21 protein-coding genes are annotated in these 22,902 nt (G+C 57.3%); 13 read left to right on the forward strand and 8 right to left on the reverse strand.

What is annotated here, in order from left to right; translation table 11 throughout:
• Nucleotides 1-34: 34 nt before the first annotated feature.
• Entirely contained in the window at nt 35-1,873 is a 1,839-nt protein-coding gene (locus tag PMI21_RS05525; RefSeq protein ID WP_007940805.1) for a long-chain-acyl-CoA synthetase, read from the reverse strand.
• A gap of 343 nt (nt 1,874-2,216) precedes the next feature.
• Here PMI21_RS05525 and PMI21_RS05520 point away from each other — a divergent pair, with 343 nt between their 5' ends.
• Nucleotides 2,217-2,495, forward strand: coding sequence for a DUF3509 domain-containing protein (locus PMI21_RS05520; protein WP_007940806.1), 279 nt, complete (start codon nt 2,217-2,219; stop codon nt 2,493-2,495).
• A gap of 75 nt (nt 2,496-2,570) precedes the next feature.
• Here PMI21_RS05520 and mtnC read toward each other — a convergent pair whose 3' ends face one another.
• The 5 genes from mtnC to aroC all read right to left on the reverse strand — a co-directional run bounded on the left by mtnC (nt 2,571) and on the right by aroC (nt 6,793).
• Nucleotides 2,571-3,254 carry an acireductone synthase gene (gene mtnC / locus PMI21_RS05515; RefSeq protein WP_007940808.1) on the reverse strand — a complete coding sequence of 228 codons (684 nt, stop codon included), beginning with the start codon at nt 3,252-3,254 and terminating at the stop codon, nt 2,571-2,573.
• 4 nt (nt 3,255-3,258) lie between these two features.
• Nucleotides 3,259-3,804: a 1,2-dihydroxy-3-keto-5-methylthiopentene dioxygenase gene (locus PMI21_RS05510; RefSeq protein ID WP_007940809.1), complete on the reverse strand. Its 546-nt coding sequence runs from the start codon at nt 3,802-3,804 to the stop codon at nt 3,259-3,261.
• A gap of 100 nt (nt 3,805-3,904) precedes the next feature.
• Nucleotides 3,905-4,525 carry a methylthioribulose 1-phosphate dehydratase gene (locus PMI21_RS05505; protein ID WP_007940810.1) on the reverse strand — a complete coding sequence of 207 codons (621 nt, stop codon included), beginning with the start codon at nt 4,523-4,525 and terminating at the stop codon, nt 3,905-3,907.
• Nucleotides 4,522-5,673, reverse strand: a complete 1,152-nt coding sequence (locus PMI21_RS05500) for an MFS transporter (RefSeq protein WP_007940811.1) — start codon at nt 5,671-5,673, stop codon at nt 4,522-4,524. Before PMI21_RS05500 ends, PMI21_RS05505 begins: the two co-directional genes overlap by 4 nt.
• A gap of 28 nt (nt 5,674-5,701) precedes the next feature.
• A complete protein-coding gene (aroC, locus tag PMI21_RS05495) occupies nt 5,702-6,793 on the reverse strand; it encodes a chorismate synthase (protein ID WP_007940813.1) in 1,092 nt (363 codons plus the stop codon).
• A gap of 85 nt (nt 6,794-6,878) precedes the next feature.
• Here aroC and PMI21_RS05490 point away from each other — a divergent pair, with 85 nt between their 5' ends.
• Both PMI21_RS05490 and PMI21_RS05485 read left to right on the forward strand, forming a co-directional pair.
• Nucleotides 6,879-7,877, forward strand: coding sequence for an alpha/beta hydrolase (locus PMI21_RS05490; RefSeq protein ID WP_007940814.1), 999 nt, complete (start codon nt 6,879-6,881; stop codon nt 7,875-7,877).
• Nucleotides 7,878-7,964: 87 nt separating this feature from the next.
• Complete coding sequence (locus PMI21_RS05485; protein ID WP_007940815.1) at nt 7,965-8,756, forward strand: hypothetical protein; 792 nt, start codon at nt 7,965-7,967, stop codon at nt 8,754-8,756.
• Between the two features lie 57 nt (nt 8,757-8,813).
• On the opposite strand, the gene prmB is transcribed toward PMI21_RS05485, so the two are convergent.
• Nucleotides 8,814-9,722, reverse strand: a complete 909-nt coding sequence (gene prmB, locus PMI21_RS05480) for a 50S ribosomal protein L3 N(5)-glutamine methyltransferase (protein ID WP_007940816.1) — start codon at nt 9,720-9,722, stop codon at nt 8,814-8,816.
• A gap of 238 nt (nt 9,723-9,960) precedes the next feature.
• On the opposite strand from prmB, the gene PMI21_RS05475 reads away from it, so the two are divergent.
• The 5 genes from PMI21_RS05475 to PMI21_RS05455 all read left to right on the forward strand — a co-directional run bounded on the left by PMI21_RS05475 (nt 9,961) and on the right by PMI21_RS05455 (nt 12,744).
• The gene (locus PMI21_RS05475; RefSeq protein ID WP_007940817.1) at nt 9,961-10,551 is read left to right on the forward strand and encodes a cysteine hydrolase family protein; all 591 of its coding nucleotides are present in this window, start codon (nt 9,961-9,963) and stop codon (nt 10,549-10,551) included.
• 131 nt (nt 10,552-10,682) lie between these two features.
• The gene (locus tag PMI21_RS05470; protein ID WP_007940818.1) at nt 10,683-11,003 is read left to right on the forward strand and encodes a hypothetical protein; all 321 of its coding nucleotides are present in this window, start codon (nt 10,683-10,685) and stop codon (nt 11,001-11,003) included.
• 87 nt (nt 11,004-11,090) lie between these two features.
• Nucleotides 11,091-11,648, forward strand: coding sequence for a Smr/MutS family protein (locus PMI21_RS05465; protein ID WP_007940819.1), 558 nt, complete (start codon nt 11,091-11,093; stop codon nt 11,646-11,648).
• 77 nt (nt 11,649-11,725) lie between these two features.
• The gene (folE, locus tag PMI21_RS05460; protein WP_007940820.1) at nt 11,726-12,271 is read left to right on the forward strand and encodes a GTP cyclohydrolase I FolE; all 546 of its coding nucleotides are present in this window, start codon (nt 11,726-11,728) and stop codon (nt 12,269-12,271) included.
• 101 nt (nt 12,272-12,372) lie between these two features.
• Nucleotides 12,373-12,744, forward strand: a complete 372-nt coding sequence (locus tag PMI21_RS05455) for a glutathione S-transferase N-terminal domain-containing protein (RefSeq protein ID WP_007940821.1) — start codon at nt 12,373-12,375, stop codon at nt 12,742-12,744.
• 121 nt (nt 12,745-12,865) lie between these two features.
• On the opposite strand, the gene PMI21_RS05450 is transcribed toward PMI21_RS05455, so the two are convergent.
• A complete protein-coding gene (locus PMI21_RS05450; RefSeq protein WP_007940823.1) occupies nt 12,866-14,032 on the reverse strand; it encodes an aminotransferase-like domain-containing protein in 1,167 nt (388 codons plus the stop codon).
• Between the two features lie 82 nt (nt 14,033-14,114).
• On the opposite strand from PMI21_RS05450, the gene PMI21_RS05445 reads away from it, so the two are divergent.
• The 5 genes from PMI21_RS05445 to PMI21_RS05425 all read left to right on the forward strand — a co-directional run bounded on the left by PMI21_RS05445 (nt 14,115) and on the right by PMI21_RS05425 (nt 22,806).
• Nucleotides 14,115-14,558, forward strand: a complete 444-nt coding sequence (locus tag PMI21_RS05445) for a MarR family winged helix-turn-helix transcriptional regulator (protein WP_007940824.1) — start codon at nt 14,115-14,117, stop codon at nt 14,556-14,558.
• A gap of 245 nt (nt 14,559-14,803) precedes the next feature.
• Entirely contained in the window at nt 14,804-16,153 is a 1,350-nt protein-coding gene (locus PMI21_RS05440; RefSeq protein ID WP_007940825.1) for an NCS2 family permease, read from the forward strand.
• A 72-nt stretch (nt 16,154-16,225) separates the two neighbouring features.
• Entirely contained in the window at nt 16,226-16,855 is a 630-nt protein-coding gene (locus PMI21_RS05435; protein ID WP_007940826.1) for a LysE family translocator, read from the forward strand.
• 210 nt (nt 16,856-17,065) lie between these two features.
• Nucleotides 17,066-20,665 carry a calcium-binding protein gene (locus tag PMI21_RS05430; RefSeq protein ID WP_007940827.1) on the forward strand — a complete coding sequence of 1,200 codons (3,600 nt, stop codon included), beginning with the start codon at nt 17,066-17,068 and terminating at the stop codon, nt 20,663-20,665.
• 236 nt (nt 20,666-20,901) lie between these two features.
• The gene (locus PMI21_RS05425; RefSeq protein ID WP_007940828.1) at nt 20,902-22,806 is read left to right on the forward strand and encodes a hypothetical protein; all 1,905 of its coding nucleotides are present in this window, start codon (nt 20,902-20,904) and stop codon (nt 22,804-22,806) included.
• Nucleotides 22,807-22,902 lie beyond the last annotated feature (96 nt).

The following is a 22,902-nucleotide window of genomic DNA, read 5'->3' on the forward strand; positions in this document are numbered from 1 at the left end:
ACTTGTTTTTTCTCATGCAGAGCCATAGTCATATTCAATATCGGTACTTGCCGCCGCGAATATCCGCCAGCACCTGCTCGGTGACTTGCACGTAAGTCTCGGTGCCCGGCAGCCAGACATAGATCGGATCGCCGCCAGTTCTGTTCGGGTCGAAGGCTTCATCCTTGAGCCGGGTCTTCTGGTACTTGAAGGTGCCGGTGGTCTCCATTTTCACTTTCACCCGCAGGAACAGTGGCACCGCGTAGGCCGGCATTTGCTGCCTGGCGAACGCCAGCAACTCACTGAAATCCAGGGTCGCCAGGGATTCGGCCGGTGTAACGGCCGCCATCCCTGCCCGCCCGTTGGTGTTGGGGATTTCCACGCCATAGGCCACGGCTTCGGCAATGTGCGGGTGTTGCAACAGGATGTTCTCGACCTCGGTGGTGGAGACGTTTTCGCCCTTCCAGCGGTAGGTGTCGCCCAAGCGATCGACAAACTGCGCGTGACCGAAACCGATGTTGCGCAGCAGGTCACCGGTATTGAAGTAACGGTCACCCTTCACGAACACATCATGGAGCACCACTTTTGCGGTCTTCTGCGGATCGGTGTAGCCGTCCAGCGGCGCCTTGTCGTCGATTCTCGCCAACAACAGCCCCTGCTCGCCCTTGGCCACTTTGCGCATGAAGCCCTTGGCATCCCGCGTGGGGGCGCCGCTGTCGTGGTCGTACGCCACCAGCTCCCAGGACATCAGGGAAAAGCCAATGGTGTTGTCAAAGTTGAGGATGTTGGTGAAGCCGATATTGCCGTCGCTGGCGGCGTACAGCTCGCAGATATGGTCGACGGCAAACCGCGTCTTGAACTCGCTCCACGCGCCGGGACGCAGACCATTACCGATCATCTTCGTCACGCTGTGCCGACTGTCGTCGACGCTGCGCGGTTGATCCACCAGGTAGCGGCACAATTCGCCGACGTACCCAAGGGTAGTCGCCCGGTATTTGCGCACATCGCTCCAGAACTGGCTGGCGCTGAACTTGCGGCGGATGGCAAACCCCGACGCCCCGCTGATCGCCGAGCCCCAGCACACGCAGAGGCCCGTGGCGTGGTACAGCGGCAACGTGCAATAGACGACGTCCTGCGGCTGCATGTCCAGGGCGATCAGCCCGAAGCTGGCGGAGCTGCGCATCCAGCGGCCGTGCTTGAACACCCCGGCCTTGGGCAACCCGGTGGTGCCCGAGGTGTAGATATAGAAACAAGGGTCGTCGAAAAAAACCTGCCGGCTGCCGGCGGGATTGTCACTGGGCGCGTCGCAGCTGGCCGCCATCAGGTTAATGAAGCCATCGGGTGTTTTGCCCGGATCGCGGTAAGTGTCTTGATCGGCGACAAACCAGCTGCGCGCCGCATCGATGGCTATCCGCTCGCGGACCGCATTGAAAGCCGGAACCAGCTCTTCTCCAACCACAATCGCTACGGGCGCCACCAGGTTCAGGCTATGAGCCAGGGTGTCGCGGGTCTGGGAGGTATTAAGCAAGGCGCTGATCGCACCGACCTTGGCTACCGCCAATATCGTCACCAGCAGTTCCACGCGGTTCTCGATAAACACCGCGACCACATCGCCCTTGCCGATGCCTTGGGCAATCAGGTGATGGGCGATGCGATTGGCCCACTGATTGGCCTGTGCATAAGTCAGCGTCACCTCGCCCTGCAGCAATGCCGGGCCATCGGGGTTGCGCAACGTCGCCTGCTCGAAGCTCCAGCCGAGACCACACGGTTGGGTCGGGTCCTTGACGTTGGCGACTTTCATGCCCTTCACCACGCGGGGGATGGCTTTGGCAATGGAAGGCAGCTTGCGGAGCATCATGCCCCAGGTAATCGTGTCGTGCAGCGTGCGGCTCATGGTTGCTCCCGTTCGATCTTCTTATTGTCGGGTGGCGTTGATTGAGGCCGAAAATACGTCAGGGCTTCTTGAGCTGTACACGCGGTTTTTGCAATGTTTTGTATCCACGGCCGAAGCCTTCGCAAAGCGGAACTCCGGCGTTGCGATGGGTTCCGTCCAGTTGTCGCCGATCTCGCAAAATGCAGGATGCACGATGGCCATTCATGCAAATTGCACGAACCCCAAAAATCCTTAAAAACATAACTTATTGATTTATATGTATTTTTAAAAACTCAGGTGCTGGCACAATCACTGCAACTACCCCTCCATGTTGCCCTTCAAGCACAAAATGGAGCTGATAGACATGAGCCTGATCCAGGAAAAATTTTCGTCGCTGTTCTCCAACTTCGAAGTGACCACCCAGCTCCGGCCGGATGGCGGCATTCTGCTGACCCTGCGCAGCCACGACGGTAAAGTCTTCAAACGTTCGATTTCCTACCAGCAATTGCATGCCGGCGATCAGCTGTCATGGGTCATCAGCGCGATTCGCCGTGACGTAGCCGAACAGGCCAGCGAACTACCGCAGATTTCCATGCTGCAAAGCCAGCAACGGTTCGCGCTGCCGACCTATCACTCGGCATAACCCGTAACAGCGCTATAAACGATCAGGCCGTGAGAGCTTTCGCTTCACGGCCTGAGTTGTTTCTACGGCTGATGCTTAAAAGGCAGAAGGATTGATCCCGGCAAAACTGTCCACCGTCACATGCCCTGCCAATTCCCCGCCCTCACGAGCCAGGCCACAGGTTGCCATGCCGGCCGTGCGCGCCGCGTCCAGTTCCTGAACGATGTCGGACAGAAACAGGATCTGCGAAGCCTCGACGCCAATCGCCTGGGTGATGCGCTGGTAGGACTGCGCTTCGCGCTTGGGTCCTGAAGTGGTGTCGAAATAGCCGCTGAACAGTGGCGACAGATCCCCCGCCTCCGAACAACCGAAAATCAGTTTTTGCGCCTGAATCGACCCTGAGGAATAAACAAACAGTTGATAGCCTTCCTGATGCCAGTGCTTCAGCGCTGCAACGGCGTCCGGGTAAACGTGGCCCTTCAACTGCCCGGCCTGATAGCCCTGCTCCCAGACCATGCCTTGCAATGCCTTGAGCGGCGTGGCCTTGCGGTCTTCGGCGATCCAGCCCAAGAGGATTTCGATAACCCGCTCGACGTCGGCTTGCGGTTCACCGCCGTCACGACGAACAGCCGCGAGCTGTTCGGCAACGTCAGCACGTTCGGCATTTTCGCGAACGAAGTCCGGCAGGTGTTTGGCCGCGTACGGAAACAACACGTCGAACACAAAACTCACCGCGCTGGTGGTGCCTTCGATGTCGGTGAGAATCGCTTTGATCGGCATCGGTTCAGTCCTCAAGGCGCGGAAAGTGGCTGGCGATGTCATCGCCGGTGAAGTTGGCCACCCAGCCTTCGGGGTTGTTGAACAGGCGGATTGCGACGAAATGCGGGTTTTCACCCATGTCGAACCAGTGCTTTGTGCCGGCTGGCACCGAGATCAGGTCGTTCTTCTCGCAGAGCACGGCGTACACGTAATCGTCGATGTGCAGGGTGAACAAGCCACGGCCGGCGACGAAAAATCGCACTTCGTCTTCGCCATGACGGTGTTCATCGAGGAACTTGGCACGCAACTCGGCTTTTTGCGGGTGATCGCTGTTCAGGCTGACCACGTCGACGGTGATGTAACCGCGCTCGGTCATCAGCTTGTCGATTTGCTCCTGATACGCGGCGATCACTTCTTCCTGGCTGGCGCCGGGCTGGATTTTCGCTGCGGCTTGCCAACGGTCGAAGCGCACGCCCTGCTCGGCCAGGGTCGAGGCGATGTCTTCGAAGTGGGTCAGCACCTTGTTCGGCAGGTCGGGGCTGCTGACGTGGTAAACGGACAGGCTGCTCATGGGGCAATTCCTCGGTATCGGCGGCGCCTTCCGGCTTTTTACAGGCCGGTCAGGCAGCGCATTTCATCAGGCGATGGGGCGACTTCAGGCGAAGTAAGCCTTAACGGTTCAACACGCTGCGAGTCTTCAACTCGCACTCGAACAAAAATTCAAAAGCCTCGATCTGCCGCAGTGCATCGCTCATGCGCGCGCCCCATGTGTAAAGGCCATGGCCGCGGATCAGGTAGCCGACACAATCAGGGTGGGCGTCGAGCCAAGGCTGCACCTTGGCGGCCAGCCGCGCAATGTCCTGGTCATTGTCGAAAATCGGCACGCGAACGCAGGACTCATGGGTCGACACGCCGCTGAAGGCTTTTTGCAGTTCATAGTCTTCGAACTCGATGAAGTCTTCCGGCGTCAGGCGCGACAGTACCGTGGCGTTCACCGAATGGGTGTGCAGTACCGCGCCGATCTCCGGACGCCAGCTATAGAGCTGAGTGTGCAGCAGGGTTTCGGCGGACGGCTTTTTACCCGGTTCCAGGCTATTGCCCGACAGGTCGGTGGCCAGTACATCATCAAGGCCCAGCTGACCTTTGTGCTTGCCGGACACCGTCAGCAAGGCTTCGGTCGGCGACAGGCGGGTCGAATAATTGCTGCTGGTGGCCGGCGACCAGCCGCGGCCATACAGAAAGCGCCCGGCGTCGATGATTTCCTGGGCGAGGTGTTCACGGCTAAGGCTCATGGCCTGTCCTCTTGCATACGTGTGGCAATGATAACGGCAGCGGCGAAGGCTGCGAGACTGGCAATACTAAAGGTCAATGTGGCACCGAGGGCATTCCAGCTGTAGCCGGAATACAACGCGCCCAGCGCGCCGCCGGTGCCGGCCAGTGCGGCATATAGCGCCTGGCCCTGCCCTTGCTGGCGCGCACCGAAGCTACGTTGCACGAACTGGATGGCAGCGGCGTGAAAGCTGCCGAAGGTGGCGGCGTGCAGCACCTGGGCGAACAACAGCACCCAGAGGAATTCGGCAAACGAACCGAGCAATAACCAACGCAAAGCCGCCAGCAGGAAGCTCGCCAGCAGCACCCGACGCACCGAGAAGCGCGCGTGAATCTTGCTCATGAACAGAAACATCAAGACTTCGGCGACCACGCCGACCGCCCAGAGCATGCCGATCAGCCCGCGACTGTAACCGAGGCGCTCAAGGTGCAAGGTCAGAAAGGTGTAATACGGCCCGTGACTCATCTGCATCAGCGCCACGCACGCGTAAAACGCCAACACCCCGGGACTGCGCAATTGCTGGAGGAATCCCTCCCCCGTCAACCGTTCACCCTGAACCGGTTGCGCGTTGGGCACCCACAAGCTGCTGACCACGATACCGGCCATGATCAGCACCAGCGCCACCGGGTAAATGTCGAGACTCAGCCATTCGAACAATCGGCCCAGCGCGACCACGGTGATGATGAAACCGATGGAACCCCACAGGCGAATCTGACTGTAGCGCGACGTCTGCCCCTGCAAATGCGCCAGGGTGATGACTTCGAACTGCGGCAACACCGCGTGCCAGAAGAACGCGTGCAAGGCCATGACCATCGCCAGCCACGCGTAGCTTTTGCTGACGAAAATCAGTGAGAAGGTCAGCAAGGTGCAGGCGGCGCCGAAACGCACGATGGCCAGGCGGCGCCCGGTGTAGTCACCGAGCCAGCCCCAGATATTCGGCGCCACGCAACGCATCAGCATCGGGATCGCCACCAGTTCGCCAATGCGTGCGGCGCTGAAGCCCAGATGATCGAAGTACAGCGCCAGAAACGGCGCTGTCGAACCGAGCAAGGCGAAATAGAACAGGTAGAAACTGGAGAGCCGCCAGTACGGGAGCGCCGCCACCGCCATCAGACTGCAGCGGCTATCAGATCAGCCATTAAAGCTGCCCCAACACCGGAGTGCTCACGCGCACATCGGCATTCTGCCCGCGGTGACGCAGCAAGTGGTCCATCAGCACGATGGCCATCATCGCTTCGGCAATCGGCGTGGCGCGGATGCCGACGCACGGATCGTGACGGCCCTTGGTGACGACCTCCACAGGGTTGCCATGGATGTCGATGGAACGGCCCGGCGTGGTGATGCTCGATGTAGGCTTGAGCGCCAGGTGCGCGACGATCGGCTGACCCGACGAAATGCCACCGAGAATGCCGCCTGCATTGTTGCTGAGGAAACCTTCCGGGGTCATTTCATCGCGGTGTTCAGTGCCGCGCTGAGCGATGCTGGCAAAACCGGCACCGATTTCCACGCCCTTGACCGCGTTGATGCTCATCAGCGCGTGGGCCAGTTCAGCGTCGAGGCGGTCGAAGATCGGCTCGCCAAGACCGGGCATCACGCCTTCGGCGACCACGGTGATCTTCGCGCCGACCGAATCCTGGTCGCGACGCAACTGGTCCATATAGGCTTCCAGCTCCGGCACTTTGTCCGGGTCAGGGCTGAAGAAGGCGTTCTCTTCCACGGAATCCCAGGTCTTGAACGGGATTTCGATCGGGCCGAGCTGGCTCATGTAGCCACGAATGACGATGCCCTGGGTGGCCAGGTATTTCTTGGCAATCGCGCCGGCGGCCACGCGCATGGCGGTTTCACGGGCCGAACTGCGACCGCCGCCGCGGTAATCGCGCTCACCGTATTTGTGGTGGTAGGTGTAGTCGGCGTGGGCCGGACGGAACAGATCCTTGATCGCCGAGTAGTCCTTGGACTTCTGGTCGGTGTTGCGGATCAACAGGCCGATGGCGCAACCGGTGGTGCGGCCTTCGAATACGCCGGAAAGGATTTCGACTTCGTCGGCTTCCTGACGCTGGGTGGTGTGGCGGCTGGTGCCGGGCTTGCGGCGATCCAGGTCGCGCTGCAGGTCCTCAAGGGAGATCTCCAGGCCCGGCGGGCAGCCATCGACAATGGCGACCAACGCCGGACCATGGCTTTCGCCCGCGGTGGTGACAGTGAACAGCTTGCCGTAGGTATTGCCGGACATGCAGGACGCTCCGTGAAATCGAACCTAAAATACGTAATGCGCGCCAGTATACGCAGGCTACCCGACTAGTTCATCCTCGAACCTTATGGGTGCCTGCGAGTCCAACCGGCACCTTGTTGATGATGGCGTGATGATGCTGCGAGTTCTAGCCTTGAGCCTTACCTTGTTTACCGGCTTTGTACAGGCCTCCGTCCTGCAACGCCCGATCAGTCTGGACACGGGGAGCGGCGAGCTTTTCGGCTCGCTGTTGCTGCCCAAGTCCGACACGCCGGTACCGGTTGTCCTGATCATTTCCGGCTCCGGTCCTACGGATCGTGACGGCAACAACCCCGACGGCGGACGCAACGACAGCCTTAAACGGCTGGCGTGGGTGCTGGCCAAACACAACATCGCCAGTGTGCGTTACGACAAGCGCGGCGTGGCGGCGAGCCTTGCGGCCACGCCAGATGAACGCAATCTGTCGGTGGATGCCTATGTGGCCGATGCCGTGGCCTGGGGGCAGAAGCTCAAGGCCGACCCGCGTCTAGGCAAACTGATTTTGCTGGGTCACAGCGAAGGTGCGTTGATTGCCAGCCTGGCGGCACCCAGCGTTGATGCTGCGGCGGTGATTTCCCTGTCCGGCAGCGCCCGGCCGATCGATCAAGTACTGCGCCAGCAGTTGAGCAATCGCCTGCCGCCAGCCTTGATGCTGCGCAGCAATGAACTGCTCGACAGCCTCAAGGCCGGCCACGTCGACGACAACGTGCCGCCGCAGTTGCAGGTGATTTTCCGCCCCAGCGTGCAGCCGTACCTGATTTCGCTGTTCCGCCAGGACCCGGCGGCGGCCTTCGCCAAACTGAAGATGCCGGCACTGATCATTCAGGGCAGCAACGACATCCAGGTCGGCGTGGGTGACGCCAGGGCACTCAAAGCCGCCAAACCGGACGCCGAACTGGCACTGATCGAAGGCATGAACCACGTCATGCGCATCGTGCCTAATGACGTGAAGCGGCAATTGGCCTCCTATAAAGATCCGCAATTGCCCCTGGCGGCGGAACTCGGCGCGCGAATCCTCGGATTTATTGACGGACTTCGCCCCAGTTAAGCTCCAGTCCTGAAAAAAACGGCCGATAAGCCTTTGTCGCCAGCGCTATGACTGGCGGCAACAGAGCTTGGACAGGATCTCGCCGTTATGACTGATACCCAGACTTCACCCGACACCACCGCTGAAAAAGACGCACCGCCAGCGGTCGAGCTGCCGTGGGCGGATGTCCACGTCGAGCACCACAAAATGCTCCGCCTGGCGCCGCTGCAAACCGACCGTAACACCGGCGGCCGACCGTTGCGCTTTGTCGAATTCGGTTACGCCGAACGCAACAGCAAGGAGCACAGCCTGCTGCGCATGGCCATCAAGCTGCCAGGCCAACGAGTACGCAAAGAACAGAATCATTTGGACGTGTGGGTCGATCACGCCGCCAAACGCGTGCATTTCGCTCCGGAAAGCGGCTTGCAGGTCGAGCCGATGAACCGTGGCATCGGGCGATATATGGCATCTCAGGGTGTCACGTGGGCAAAGAAGAGATGGCCCGTCTACACCGTCGACGGCACCGACCTGAACAACAAGGATGCGCTGAACGAAGACACCCGTCTGCGCCGCGATCACTTTCTGCGGGTGCACGGTTTTGACGTGGTCTACGCCGATGCCCAGCATTTGAAGGGCAGCGTTAAAGCGGTGCAGGTCGGTGATTTGCTGGGTGACTGGAACAGCGAAAAGCTGCAACAGGTGGAAATCCTCGAAGCCGCGCAGATGCTCCAGCAAGCCGAGCAGAACCTGGCGGAACAGGAAGTCAAACTGAAGAAACACGAAGAAAAGGTCAGCAAGTACAAGCGTGAAGACGCCGGGCTGCGTTTTACCATTACGTGTCTGGTGGCGTTTGCGGTGTTTCAGGCGGGGTTGTTGATCTGGATTGCCACGCATCGGTAAGCGGAATCAAACCCAATTGTGGCGAGGGAGCAAGCTCCCTCGCCACAAGAATCGGGGTCAGACGCGGGAAGCGAACAGCGCCTGATGATCGCGGCACTGCTCTGCTGTCAGCATGAACACCCCATGCCCACCGCGCTCGAACTCCAGCCAGGCGAAATCGACTTCCGGGTACAGCGCCTCGACGTGAACCTGGCTGTTACCTACTTCGACGATCAGCAAACCCTTCTCAGTCAGATGATCCGCCGCTTCGGCGAGCATGCGGCGCACCAGGTTCAAACCGTCGTCGCCACAGGCCAGGCCCAGCTCGGGTTCGTGTTGATATTCGTCCGGCATGTCGGCGAAATCTTCCGCATCGACGTAAGGTGGGTTCGACACGATCAGGTCGAAACGTTGCCCCGGCAAACCATCGAAACCATCGCCCTGAACAGTGAACACGCGCTCGTCGACACCGTGGCGCTCAATGTTCTGGTTAGCCACTTCCAACGCTTCGAACGACAGGTCGGCCAAAACCACTTCGGCGTTCTGGAACTCGTAGGCACAGGCGATGCCGATGCAACCGGAACCGGTGCACAGGTCGAGAATGCGCGCAGGTTCGGCACCCAGCCACGGTTCGAAACGCTTTTCGATCAGCTCGCCAATCGGCGAACGCGGGATCAGCACGCGTTCGTCGACAATGAACGACAAGCCACAGAACCAGGCCTCGCCCAGCAGGTAAGCGGTCGGAATGCGCTCTTCGATACGGCGCTTGAGCAAGCTTTGCAGATGAGCCAGTTCGTCGTCTTCCAGACGGCAGTCCAGATAGCTGTCGGCGATTTCCCACGGCAAGTGCAGCGCACCCAACACCAGTTGACGGGCTTCGTCCCAGGCGTTGTCGGTCCCATGGCCGAAAAACAGATCCTCCCCATGGAAGCGGCTGACGGCCCAACGGATATGGTCACGCAGGGTACGAAGTCGGGAAGTGGTCACGGGATAAACTCCAGAAAAAACGACTGGCGATTCTAACAGCCAAAAGGCGCCACGACGACGCAGGAAAAACACCGTATCAGATGTAGGACTCTTCTATTTTTTTAGCGAGCTATTGAACAGAACGAGTATCTTGACAAGGCTGCAAGCCAGCAACGGCGGTGCCTACGATGGTAGCGATTCACAGAAGCGCTCAGCCAGAGGACAATGTCGCAAAAGCCCCACCCGAAGGAGCCCCAGAATGTCCGTTCCAAAAACGATGTTTCAACTCAGCGGCCGTGGTTACGCAGCGGCCAATCTGGGTCATGCGACCCTTGTCATCATCGATGCCCAGAAAGAATACCTCAGTGGTCCGCTGGCCCTGAGCGGTATGGATGCTGCCGTCGCGAACATCAAACACCTGCTGGCCGCTGCCCGTGCAGCCGGTCGGCCGATCGTGCATGTGCGTCACCTCGGCACCGTCGGTGGGTTGTTCGATCCACAGGGCGAACGCGGTGAGTTCATTCCGGGCCTGGAGCCACAGGGCGACGAAACTGTCATCGGCAAGTTGCTGCCAAGCGCGTTTCACGGCACCGAACTCTACGATCGCCTGCAACAACTGGGCTCGCTCGACCTGATCGTTTGCGGTTTCATGAGTCACTCCAGCGTCAGCACCACCGTGCGTGCGGCGAAGAACCTGGGCTTTCGCTGCACCCTGGTGGAAGACGCCTGCGCGACGCGGGATTTGCCTTGCAAGGGCGGGATCCTCAGCGCCGAACACGTTCAGCAGACCGAAATGGCGATCATGGCGGACAACTTCGCCACCCTCGCCCTGACCCGCGATCTGATCTGATCGACCGTCGATGAGCGGCCTATACCGCCGCTCATCCGCAAAAGCCTCTCATTTGCCGTAATTGCCCTAGCCTCAGGAACATCCCGGTCATCTCCCGGTCGAAGGGCCGATACCCATTGAGGAAGGTCGGAATGAAGTTATCCGATGGTTTTGATGCACGCCGCTTGCGGCCCAAGGGCCAACGCAACTGGCGATTTCGCTTCGGCGCAGCGTTCGCTGCCTTGCTGGCGATGTGCGGTGTATTGCTGGCGATGGCCGGCGCGGCCAGCCTGCTGGGGCGGCCACCGGCGTTGGGCGAGTTGAATGCCAGCCGGCTGGGCTCGTCGATCATTCTGGCGGTGGGCCTGTTCGTGCTGTACCTCGGCGTGATGCTGTGGCGCCGCTGCCGTCGCCGTGCGCGCCAGTCGCGAGAGCTGAACATGGCCCCGCACCTGATGAAAAAACACGACTGAATCAAAGGCCCGGCGTTTTGACGGGCCTCAATTGTTATGGATAGCGCTCCGACTTGGGTAAACTGCCCCCCCTTCGCGGAGGCTGACATGCAAGACGACGATTTTTCCCTGTTCAAAAGCGCGATCCAAGGCGTCAAGCCAATCAAGCACGATCGCGCCGAAACCGGCAAACCCAAGGCCGACCGCGCGCAAATCGCCAAGCTGCGCCAGGCCGCCACCGTGCGCACCGATGCCACCACCGTTGACGGGCTGTCCGATCAGTTTGTGATTGATGTCGGCCCGGAAGACGAGCTGATGTGGGCGCGCGACGGTGTTCAGGAAGGCCAGATGCGCAAGCTCAAGATCGGGCAGATTCCGTTCGAAGGCAGCCTCGACCTGCATGGCATGAACGTGGAAAAGGCCCGTGAAACCCTCTGGGCGTTTCTGGCCGAAGCAACCAAATTCGAAATCCGCTGCGTGCGCGTCACCCACGGCAAAGCCGTGCGCCTGGACGGCAAGCGGCCGATGATCAAGAGTCACGTCAACACCTGGCTGCGTCAGCACCCTCAGGTGCTCGGCTTCACCTCGTGCCAGCCGAAACATGGCGGCGCCGGAGCGGTTTACGTGATGCTTAAACGCACCATGATGGAAGGTCGTGACGAGTAAAGCTGTCGCTTCACGCTTGCAGCGCCGTGTTTGCCACCGTACCCTTGCCCTTTGCGTAAAATCCCACAGGTAGTTTCATGTCCCTGGAACAGAATTACACCGAGATTCTCGGCCAATTGGGCGAGGATGCCTCCCGCGAGGGCCTGCTCGACACGCCAAAACGTGCCGCCAAAGCCATGCAGTACCTCTGCCGCGGTTATGAACAGACGCTGGAAGAGGTCACCAACGGTGCCTTGTTCAGCTCCGACAACAGCGAGATGGTGCTGGTCAAGGACATCGAGCTCTACTCGTTGTGCGAGCATCACCTGCTGCCGTTCATCGGCAAGGCGCACGTTGCCTACATTCCGAGCGGCAAGGTACTGGGACTGTCGAAAGTCGCGCGGATCGTCGATATGTATGCTCGCCGCCTGCAGATCCAGGAAAACCTCAGCCGCCAGATCGCCGACGCGGTCCAGCAAGTCACCGGCGCCCTGGGCGTGGCGGTGGTGATCGAGGCCAAGCACATGTGCATGATGATGCGCGGTGTGGAGAAACAGAATTCGACGATGATCACCTCGGTGATGCTCGGCGAGTTCCGCGAAAACGCGGCCACCCGCAGCGAGTTTCTCAGCCTGATCAAGTAATTCGCAGCACGAAGAAAACCGGCACTGATCGCCGGTTTTTTTTCGCCTGCGAAAAATCAGGTAAGCTGCGCGCCTTCTGTTTGCCCTGAGAGACTTATACCGTGTTCGTCAAAGCGCTTCGTGTCGGCCTCGGCCAACTGATCATCTTCATCGACTTCATCACCCGTCCTGGCAAGAAGCAGCGCCCCGCCGCCGCTCAGGCCCAGGTCGAAGCGGCCGCCAAGGACCTGACGCTGTATCAGTTCCACGCCTGCCCGTTCTGCGTGAAAACCCGCCGCACCCTGCGTCGCCTGAACGTTCCGGTGGCCTTGCGCGATGCCAAGAACAACGAACAGGATCGCCAGGCCCTGCTGGAGCAAGGCGGCAAGATCAAGGTGCCGTGCCTGCGCATCGAAGAGAATGGCCAGACCACCTGGATGTATGAGTCCAAGGTGATCATTGATTATCTGGATAAGCGGTTTGCTTCGGTCTGATGGTTCTGGGGTATGAGGCTTGCCCGCGAAGGCGTCGGCACAGTCACCGCAAAACCCGAACAAAAATAAACCGGTCGATTGACCGGTTTATTTGTTTCTACACCCTCTCCCACCAGCAGCCTCAGGCCGCTTCTGCCTTCTGCGCCTGACGCAGCACCGCCGCCAGCCGCTTGAGCCCTTCGTCCAGCCGTGCCGGGTCGATATGGCTGAAATTCAACCGCAGATGGCCGGGGTTGTTATCCGGCTCGGGAAAAAACGGTTCGCCCGGCATGAACGCCACATCCGCCGCCAGCGCCGCTTTGAGCAGCGTGCGGGTATCCAGCGGCTGCTTGAGCGTCAGCCAGAAAAACAGCCCACCCTGCGGCACGTTCCAATCCGCCAGTTCGGAAAAGTGCCTTTCAAGTGCTGACTGAAACGCATCCCGACGAACCCGGTAGAAGTCCCGCAACTCGCCCAAGTGCTGCTGGTATTTTTCAGTGCCGATCCATTGCAGCGCTTGCCATTGCCCAATGCGGTTGGTGTGCAGATCGGCCGATTGCTTGAGCCGCAGCAAATGCGGGAACAGGTCCGGACTGGCAATCAAGTAACCCACCCGCAGGCCCGGCAACAGGGTTTTCGACACGGTGCCGGTGTAGATCCAGCTGGCGCTTTTCAAGCGGCTGACGATCGGCGTGGCACTACCGCCGTCGAAGGTCAGTTCGCGGTAGGGTTCATCTTCGATCAGGGTCACGCCGAATTCGTCGAGCAACGCCGCCACCGCATCGCGCTTGGCTTCGCTGTAGCGCACCGCCGACGGATTCTGAAACGTCGGAATCAGGTAGATGAACGCTGGCTTGTGCTGTTCCAGTCGGCTGCGCAGCTGCGCCAGATTCGGGCCATCGGCCTCCAGCGGGACGGTGATGCAGTCGGCGCCAAACAGCTGAAAAATCTGCAACGCCGCCAGGTAGGTCGGCGCCTCGAGCAGGATTTCGGTGCCTTTGTCGATGTGGAGCTTGGCCGCCAGATCGAGGGTTTGTTGCGAACCGCTGACCACCAGCACCTGACTCGCCTCGCACGGCACGCCCAACGCCCGGGCTTCGGCCGCCAACGCTTCACGCAGCGCCGGCTCGCCTTCGCTCATGCCGTATTGGCCCATGGACAGTGGCATGTCCGCCCACTCGACTTTCGGCAGCATGGCTTCGGCCGGCAAGCCGCCGGCGAACGACATCACTTCCGGGCGCTGGGCGGCGGCGAGGATTTCACGGATCAAAGAACTTTTAAGGCGCGAGACACGTTCGGAAAAAGCCATGGGGGTCACCGGTAGCGAGGCCTGAGGAAAATGAGTCAAACTGGTTGACCGAAATTACGACAGACCGAACGGATACGTCAACATGCTTGACCTTAAAAACCCCAGCACTCAGCAACAAGCCATGGAAGCGTTTTTCTTCGGCTATCAGGCCTTCACCGCCAAGGCTGATGAAATGCTCGAGCGTCGCGGCTTGAGCCGGGTGCATCAACGCATTGTGTTTTTCATCGCGCGTTATCCGAACCTGAGCGTCAAGGAGTTGCTGGCGTTGCTCGGCGTGACCAAGCAGGCGCTGAACATTCCGCTACGGCAGTTGGTGGAAATGCATTTGGTGAACAGCGTGGCGTCCGAGACCGACAAGCGTAAGCGGCTGCTGGAACTGACCGTGGAAGGCGCGCGGTTCGAGCAGTCGTTGCGGCGCGAGCAGGTGAAATTGCTCGAGCGGGTGTTTGCCGAGGCTGGAGAGACGGCGGTGAATGGGTGGTTGGCGGTAAATCTGGCACTTGGCGAGAACCAACAAAAAATCTGATCTCTGAAAACCCATCGCGAGCCTGCTCGCGATGGCCTCCTTCCTGGCGATATATCCCTATTGCCAAACATTTCGTCGACAATATCAAAAACATTATTTGCTTTATTTGTATACAAAAGCATAATTCGCTTCGTGCGAGTTCCTGACCATCAGGTCAACAAATTCGCAAGTACCTCAAAGGGTCGCTGCCACCCTCATGGGTCCGGCCCTGGAAATAACAATAAAACTCTTGAGGAGTACTCGCTGTGGAAAGCCGCAAATCCGAAGCCTCGACGCTGGAACTCTCGCCGCCATTACGCAATGGCTGGCTGGAGCGCATCTTCAAACTCAGCTTGCATGGCACCACGGTGAAGACCGAGCTGATCGCCGGTCTGACAACCTTCATCACCATGGCCTACATCATCTTCGTCAACCCCAACATCATGGCCGACGCCGGGATCGATCACGGTGCCGCGTTCGTGGCCACCTGCATCGCCGCCGCGCTGGGTTGCCTGTTGATGGGCCTGTACGCCAACTGGCCGGTAGGCCTGGCGCCGGGCATGGGCCTGAACGCATTCTTCACCTACACCGTGGTCGGCACCATGGGCTACAACTGGGAAACCGCCCTCGGCGCGGTGTTCGTGTCCGGTGTGTTGTTCATGTTCCTGACCTTTTCCCGGATTCGTGAATGGCTGCTCAATAGCATTCCGGTGAGCCTGCGCTTTGCCATGGGTGCTGGTGTAGGTCTGTTTCTGGGGCTGATCGGTTTGAAAACCGCGGGCATTGTCGTCGACAGCCCGGCCACCCTGATCAAGCTCGGTTCCCTGCGCGAGCCTGGTCCGCTGCTGGCTGCCATCTGCTTCCTGATGATCGCCGTGCTCAGCTACCACAAAGTGTTCGGTGCGATCCTCATCAGCATCATCACCGTGACCCTCGCCGGCTGGGGCCTGGGCCTGGTGCACTACGAGGGCATCATGTCGGCCCCGCCGAGCCTGGCACCGACCTGGATGGCCATGAACGTCGCCGGCGTATTCAACGTCAGCATGATCAGCGTGGTGCTGGCCTTCCTCTTCGTGCACATGTTCGACACCGCCGGCACCCTGATGGGCGTCGCCCAGCGCGCCAACCTGGTGAACGCTGACGGCCGGATCGAAAACCTGTCCCGCGCCATGAAAGCCGACAGTGCTTCCAGTGTTTTCGGGGCGGTGGTGGGTGTTCCGCCGGTCACCAGTTACGTGGAAAGTGCCGCGGGTGTAGCGGCGGGTGGTCGGACTGGTCTTACCGCAGTGACCGTAGGTGTGCTATTTATTGCCGCAATGTTTTTCGCACCGCTGGCTGGCATGATCCCCGCTTATGCAACCGCCGGTGCGCTGATTTATGTAGCGATGCTGATGATGGGCGGCATGGCGCACATCGAATGGGACGAAGCGACCGACAGCATTCCGGCGATCGTCACCGCGATCATGATGCCGCTGACCTTCTCGGTCGCCGACGGCATCGCGCTGGGCTTCATCACTTACGTGGCGCTGAAGGCCGGCACCGGTAAGTACAAGGAAATATCCGTCAGCCTGTGGGTGCTCTGCGCGATCTTCATCGCCAAGTTCATCTTCTTGTAAGCGTCACGCGGTACGCGTTTCAAACCAGCCTCACCCCGTCGGGTGGGGCTTTTGTGCATAGGGAGGAAAGTGATGAGTCTGGAAACCTGGCTGCTGTTCAGCGGCGCTGCGCTGGTGGTGATCCTGATACCGGGGCCACTGTCTTTGCTGATGATCAGCAACAGTTTGAACTACGGTTTGCGCCGTTCTTACCCGGCGTTTCTCGGGGGCGTGTTTGCCTCGATCTGCCTGCTCAGCGCTTCGGCGCTCGGCCTGGGTGCATTGCTGCTGGCGTCGGAACAGCTGTTCAGCGCCCTGAAAATCGTCGGCGCGATGTACCTGTTCTACCTCGCCTGGCAGAGTTGGCAGCAATCACGCCAACCATCCCAGGGTGCCAAAGTGCCCCAGGCTGCGCCGGTGCCGCGCTTTCGTGCACTGTTCGGGCGCGCGTTCATGCTTGGCGCCAGCAACCCGAAAGACATTTTGTTCTTTGCCGCGTTCCTGCCGCAGTTTTTGAGTGCCGAACAACCGTTCCTGCCGCAGTTGCTGGTGATGATTGCCACCTGGACCGTGCTGGATCTGCTGTGCAAATTGGCTTATGGGCTGGGGGCTCATGGCGCGGCGCGGTATCTGCGCAGTGGCAAGGGACAAAGTTGGTTTAACCGAGTGAGCGCAGGCCTATTCAGTGGAGCGGGCGCGGCCTCTTTATTAAGCAATCACTAATCAAACCCAATGAATCCCTCACGCTTCATTTCAATAATGACTTTATTGATAACACGACATTAAGGATTGTTTGCCAAGGATGGCAACAACCCACCCCACCTCGCAACAAACAGCAACACGCAATATAAATATATATACTCCCCCTTTCAGAGCCTCCTCTAACATGGCGCTGCGCTTTCGCACACAATACGCCTGGACAAGGAAGTTCTTATGGCAATCGTTTTCCAATCACCCGACACCGATCAATATAATGCCATCGAGATTACAGACATTGACCTACACGCCAATGAACGCTCACCGTCCACTATCGACTTCGAACAGAAAAGTAATACCCCTGCCCCCCAAGATACAAACACCAGTAAAAGTCAGTTAAGTGTTATAGATGAGCTTTTCGGCCCTATCAAGATAGGTTCCCATTCGATTACCCGACGCGCACTGGATGCATTGGGAGCGACATCAAACGGTCAGCGGTTGGATGGTAAAAATACGTTTTTCCGACACCCCAGGCGGTCTTTTGTCAATTCCTTACAGTTTGACCCTTCGTATATTGAAGCTCGTATGCGCTCTACCGGAACAAGAGACGACTACACGCTACCTTCATTACTCTTTGAGATGGCGACCCAGCGCCCACTAACAGCTCCCCCCCTGCTAAGCGACACTCCTGACACGCTTGCCGATCCTGAACAGTACCGACGTAAACTGGACAAACTTCTGAAATCGGCGCAGAAGCTTGATATACGCCACGCCCACTTGTCCAAAAATACACCTCCCTGGGTGAACCGTATCAAGAGTAGCAGCATGGTCAGCATGGGGGCCGGGCTTCAAGCCTTCGGCATTTATAGCGGTCTGCGCGGACTTCAAGACGCCATTGCACGAAAAGATCAAGGCGAAGTTGTATTCAACAGCTTAAGCATTTCAGCAGAAGTCACTTCGTTAGCTGTCGAAGTTGCCGTAACGAAGCAAGCAAAATACATGATCGAGGCGGGGCAAAAAGCCTACAAGGATTTTGCCAAAACCAGCTTCGGCGTTCGACTGGGGCGCGGTGCGGGTCTGATCGCTAGCGCCCTGACACTGCCCTTCGACATTATCTCCGCCGTTAAATCCTTTAACAGTGCAGCGGCGACAACAGGTAAAGAAGCCATGGATCACTATGTCGCCGCAGGCTTGAGCGTGACCAGCGCAGCAATGACATTGATCTTGGGCGCCGCGGCGTTGGCTGGCTTCTCCTTTGTCGGGCCGGTGGGCCTGGTAGCGGGGCTTATTTTAGTCGCGGGTTCCCAGGCCTATGCGGCGGTACGCGTTGTCGATGATATAGACGACTACATCGAACTCACTACCCACGAACGCCTGCGTACAGGCTGGTTCGCCTTTTGGGGGATAAGTCCCGACGAAAACATACAAACTCGCCATGCGATCGCCAAATCAACCATTGAACATTCAAAGTTGTTACAGGCAACCGCCAGAAAACTACTGGAAGGTCAGTTAAAGGACAGCACAGAGGTCATTGTAAACGGCAAGTTTGAGGTAGAGCTAAAGCCGACACAAGTACCCAGCTTCGATTGGGATGCCCAACAATACACGTATAAAACCGTCCAAAAACCTCGTGTTATTGACAGTAACGACACCCTTGATGCCCGGAACGGAGTGACTCCCGATATGCCCGGCGCCGAATTTGGAACGCCCGGAGAGAACAAAGGCGCGGTATGGTTCATTGGTGGTGGAAACGACACAATTGTTGGCATTGAAAAAAAGCCGAACAGATTCTATTACGGGGCAGGTATCAAACACCTTACCGGCGGTGAAAAAGATGATGAATTCGTCTTCGAGGGCGCCGCAGAGCTCCTCAAAAACGGCCCAAAAGACCCTCTACCCACTACATTGAAAGGTGGTCTGGGCAACGACACATTAGTCGTCACCGGTAGCTACCCTGAGCGCAACAGACAAAGATTTGGATACTTCATCGATTTAAACGATGGACGGCTGTCTATCATTACACGCGACCAGACCAGCGACAGCCGCTGGAATTACCGACACACGCTTCTAGAGGGCATCGAAAACGTAGAAACCCTGGCCGGCGCGGAAAACCAAGTCATAGGGACGGCCGGCCCGAATGTTATCAAGTCTCGGGGACACGATACCATTGAGGCCGGCGCCGGGGACGACCAAATCCATCTTCTGAACAATCATGGCTCGGCATCCGGCGGCCCCGGAAAGGATCACTATGCCATCGCCCACAAATCTGGCGGCATATATATCGCTGAAGACGGCGTGGACGAAAGTGTCATTGCGCTTGATTGGAGAATGGATCTGATTAAAAGCTGGAAAATCGAGGGACAGACACTGGTCATCACCTCAGGGTTTGATCTCGACGACGTCAGAGAAAGGGATGTATACATCAAAGACGTCTACAAAACCGTCAACAATCAACGACAACTACAGAATGGAAAACTGACCTTCATTACCAAGGATGGGTTTCATTTGATGCCTGAACTCCCTGAAAGCATTGAGACCGATGCCCCCTTTGACATTGAAACGGTGATCACCCAACAGGGAATAACAAAAAACCCGATCATACTCTATAACCGTGAATTCACGATCGCACACGACAAGGACACGAGCTACTGCATTTCGCGAATCAATGAGCATACGACGCTTAGAGTAAAACAACGAAGCACAAGTACTCTGACCACCCTTTATATGGATTACGCCAGTCATGAGCTGACTCGAGTCGAGGCTTACTACAACGTCGATCTGGTGCGCCAGCGAGATTTCGACCGCATCATGTATAAAGAATGCGGCCTGACCTTTCACTTTGACAGCAATCTGTTGACTATCAAGAATCTGGCCAGTTCTATCTGGAGCGGGGAACAAAGAATCACAAGCCGACTAACGCGCCCCGACAAAACGTTGAACCAACATTTTATTCTGATCATGAACGATGGCGTTTCTTATCGGGTCGACCAACCTGCCTTACCCGATACAACATTTTCAAACGATCAGTTCGAGATAAGCGGCCCGATGGCATGTACCAACGAGGTGCCATTGCCACTAAAGGCCAGAGAAGGAAAGCATATTTATCATCACCCCCTCGATAATGTCGCTCATCATCTAGGCACCCAAGAGAAATGCGTAAAACTCATCTCTTACCCCGAGCAAACAGCTATCGAAAACCTGGTCGGTGACGGCTCGACCTACCTTATCCACCTCAACGCCGAAATAACGTTAAATATTTCAACGCCAGGTGCTCGTGCGAACGCCACCATCAAATCACGATCGGCGTCTACCTGGGAGTTCGACGCAACGGGCCTCGCCTACACCAGGATCAAACGGGTGGATAATCATCTGCTGATTGGACACACCGTTATTCAGCTTCCTATTTACAACGACCCTCAAGACCTGACTGATCAAATACGCGTCATCACGCGAAACGGGGTTATTTACAAAGTCGATCTTGATTTTGACGAGGTGTACATTGACTCGCTGGATGGCAGGTACTTTAAAGGCCACCTTCTGAACGAAGCAGCCATAGCGGCAGAAATGACATATTTAGAAATAGAAGACATCCCAGTTCGAAATATCGCCATGAAAGACAACACGGCCGGCGTTCTTTCTTACAACTTGTCGGAACGTCGCTGGATACTTGACACCGACAAATCCCGAACGGTGCATTACGCCGACCTTATGCCTCTGAACCGGTGCGCACACCAACTGGAACATTGCTATGCACTAATGGAGTCCGGCATCACTTCTACCCCTCCTGTAAGCGCGGCCAACCTGCGAACTCTATTTGATGCCTGCAAAACCTTGTAAAACATAATCAAGAAGTCACCCCTTAATCTCACTATCAAGCAGAAGCCTTTTGTAGCAAATACACTTTCACCCTATAAATATTTATTGCACTTCAAAATCCTACTTAACGAAAACTAAACCGTAATTCAGGGCCGTGCCCCCTCACGCGCCCTACTTTCACCCTGCTACTTTTTCGTCTTCTTCAGGTGCACTTCCTGATTTAGATATTCACCAGATTATTTATCGGAACTACTGTCATGGCTAAACCGCCCAAGAAAGTTTCCAGCCCCAATACGCCGGGCCCTTCGTCGACACCTCCCAGACCCATTCCAGGGGATGACGTGGTCGGGGTCAACCCTTCCGGCCGTCCTGCCGTAGCGGTGCCTGGAGGGGAGTCAACGACGGACATCCATGCCTCAAATGCCTTGCCAGGCACGCCTGATCAACAGCCCGTCGTTGTAACCAACATGCCTGTTCGCACCTCCGGCCCCTTCGTGCAATCCGAAAACATGGTGTCCTGGCCCCGTGAACGGGTTGATCAACTGATTCGAATCGGTGACACAGGGCTCTTCATGAGCAAGGAGAACACGTTGTATGCCGACATTGAAAGAGCAGGCATTGGCAGAGTGGAACCCAACGTGAATGGCGATTATCGAGTCCATTTCCCTTTTGCGCCTGAACATCCAGGTCCGGTTTTGAGAAAGGTCGAAGGCAGGCCACTGTGGCGGGTTCTGCCGTCGACTCCAGACCCGCGAGCAGGTGTTTCGAACGTGACCGCCCCGGCCATCGTTGCGCCTGTCCATATCATTAAAAATCCGGTCGTGATTAGAAAACTACCAGCCGCCAATGAGCACGGAATACGCTGGTACAACCTGCGAAGTTATGTCGATTTATTAGACGAGGGCAGTGTTCAAGTTGCCAGAAACGCGAATGGCGATTATCAGGCGACCTTCGGCCAGGAATGGGCACCTTCCGGGCCCGTACTCGAGAGGATTGAACTGACTCAGTTCTGGCGGCGAAAACTACAGACCGTTGCGGTCACGGAAAGCAACAATCCACTGCCGGCTCATCAGCAATCATCTGCTGTCGAAGAGGCCGGACCGGGTCCGAGCAAGCGTCAGCGCCTTGAGGAAAATGAAGAGCAAACAGGTGCAAGCGCATCGACGGAGCAGATTATTTCTCTCTATCCAACCCACCCTGCAAATGAAAATCCCTACCTGTGGGTGTCATGGGGAAAGGTAAACAAACCCCTTGCAAATCAATCCATTCAGATCGGTGAACTTCATTATCAAACCGTGCCCGATGGAAAAGAACTCAAAACATTCTCGAACTACCTTCAGCACCCCGAATTCCCACCCTCGCGCTTCGACATATTTGAACAGATGTTGCAAACCAAACCATGGTTACAACCTGTACCGGCAGCGATGACCCTCGATGGAAAATGGTTGGTGAATAGTAGCCGCCGTCTGTTTGAAAAACCGATGACGCAATCTGTTGCGGATGTATTCCCGGATTTTTCACCGGTCACATCGCGCGCCGTCGCAAAGAGGCTATTTGAATATTCGGGGGATTCCGAAGTAATCGCTCGAGATGGTTTGTATACCACCACACTCACCCTTAATCACTGGAAGGAACGGGCAGGCATCTTTGATGCCCGGCTCGAAAATCCAATTGATTTACTGCCTGTGGCATCGCGCATCGATCACGAGGGAATAGTTATTTCCATGGAGGCTCCGACATTTGGCGAGCCGTTGCGCAGGCTTGACTTCCTCCCCGGACATTTCCAGATGGAATGGGACAGTTTTGTCGCGAATCGCACTGACCACAACCTCAAGCGTTTAGTCAGCACGGCGTTGATCCGCAGCGGGTACGAAGTATTTCCCTTACTGCATGAACACCGAAGTCCCAAGCTGGTCTTCAAACGTGCAGATCACGACAAGGTTTACTTTCTGAAACTTGGTATTGCAGAGCGAAATGCGATCAGAACAAACCCGTCTCCACCGCCGGAACTTTCTGATCCTTCTTTAGTTCCGCAAGTGGGCAATACCGCATTACAAGCGCTCGTGACTGCCAACCAGCAGAACAACGTTGTATGGCTATTAGGCGGGGTTCAAACAGCCCCATCGGGATGGCAATCCGTTTTTATTATCAGAGAGCGTTGATTCCAGTCATTTTCACCTACCGGCCTCGCCTTAAATTTATAAATAAATAATTCGATTCAGGAACATTACCCATGGCCAAACCGCCAAAAAGAACGT

Source organism: Pseudomonas sp. GM18 (genome assembly GCF_000282195.1).
In the GTDB taxonomy this organism is placed as follows: domain Bacteria; phylum Pseudomonadota; class Gammaproteobacteria; order Pseudomonadales; family Pseudomonadaceae; genus Aquipseudomonas.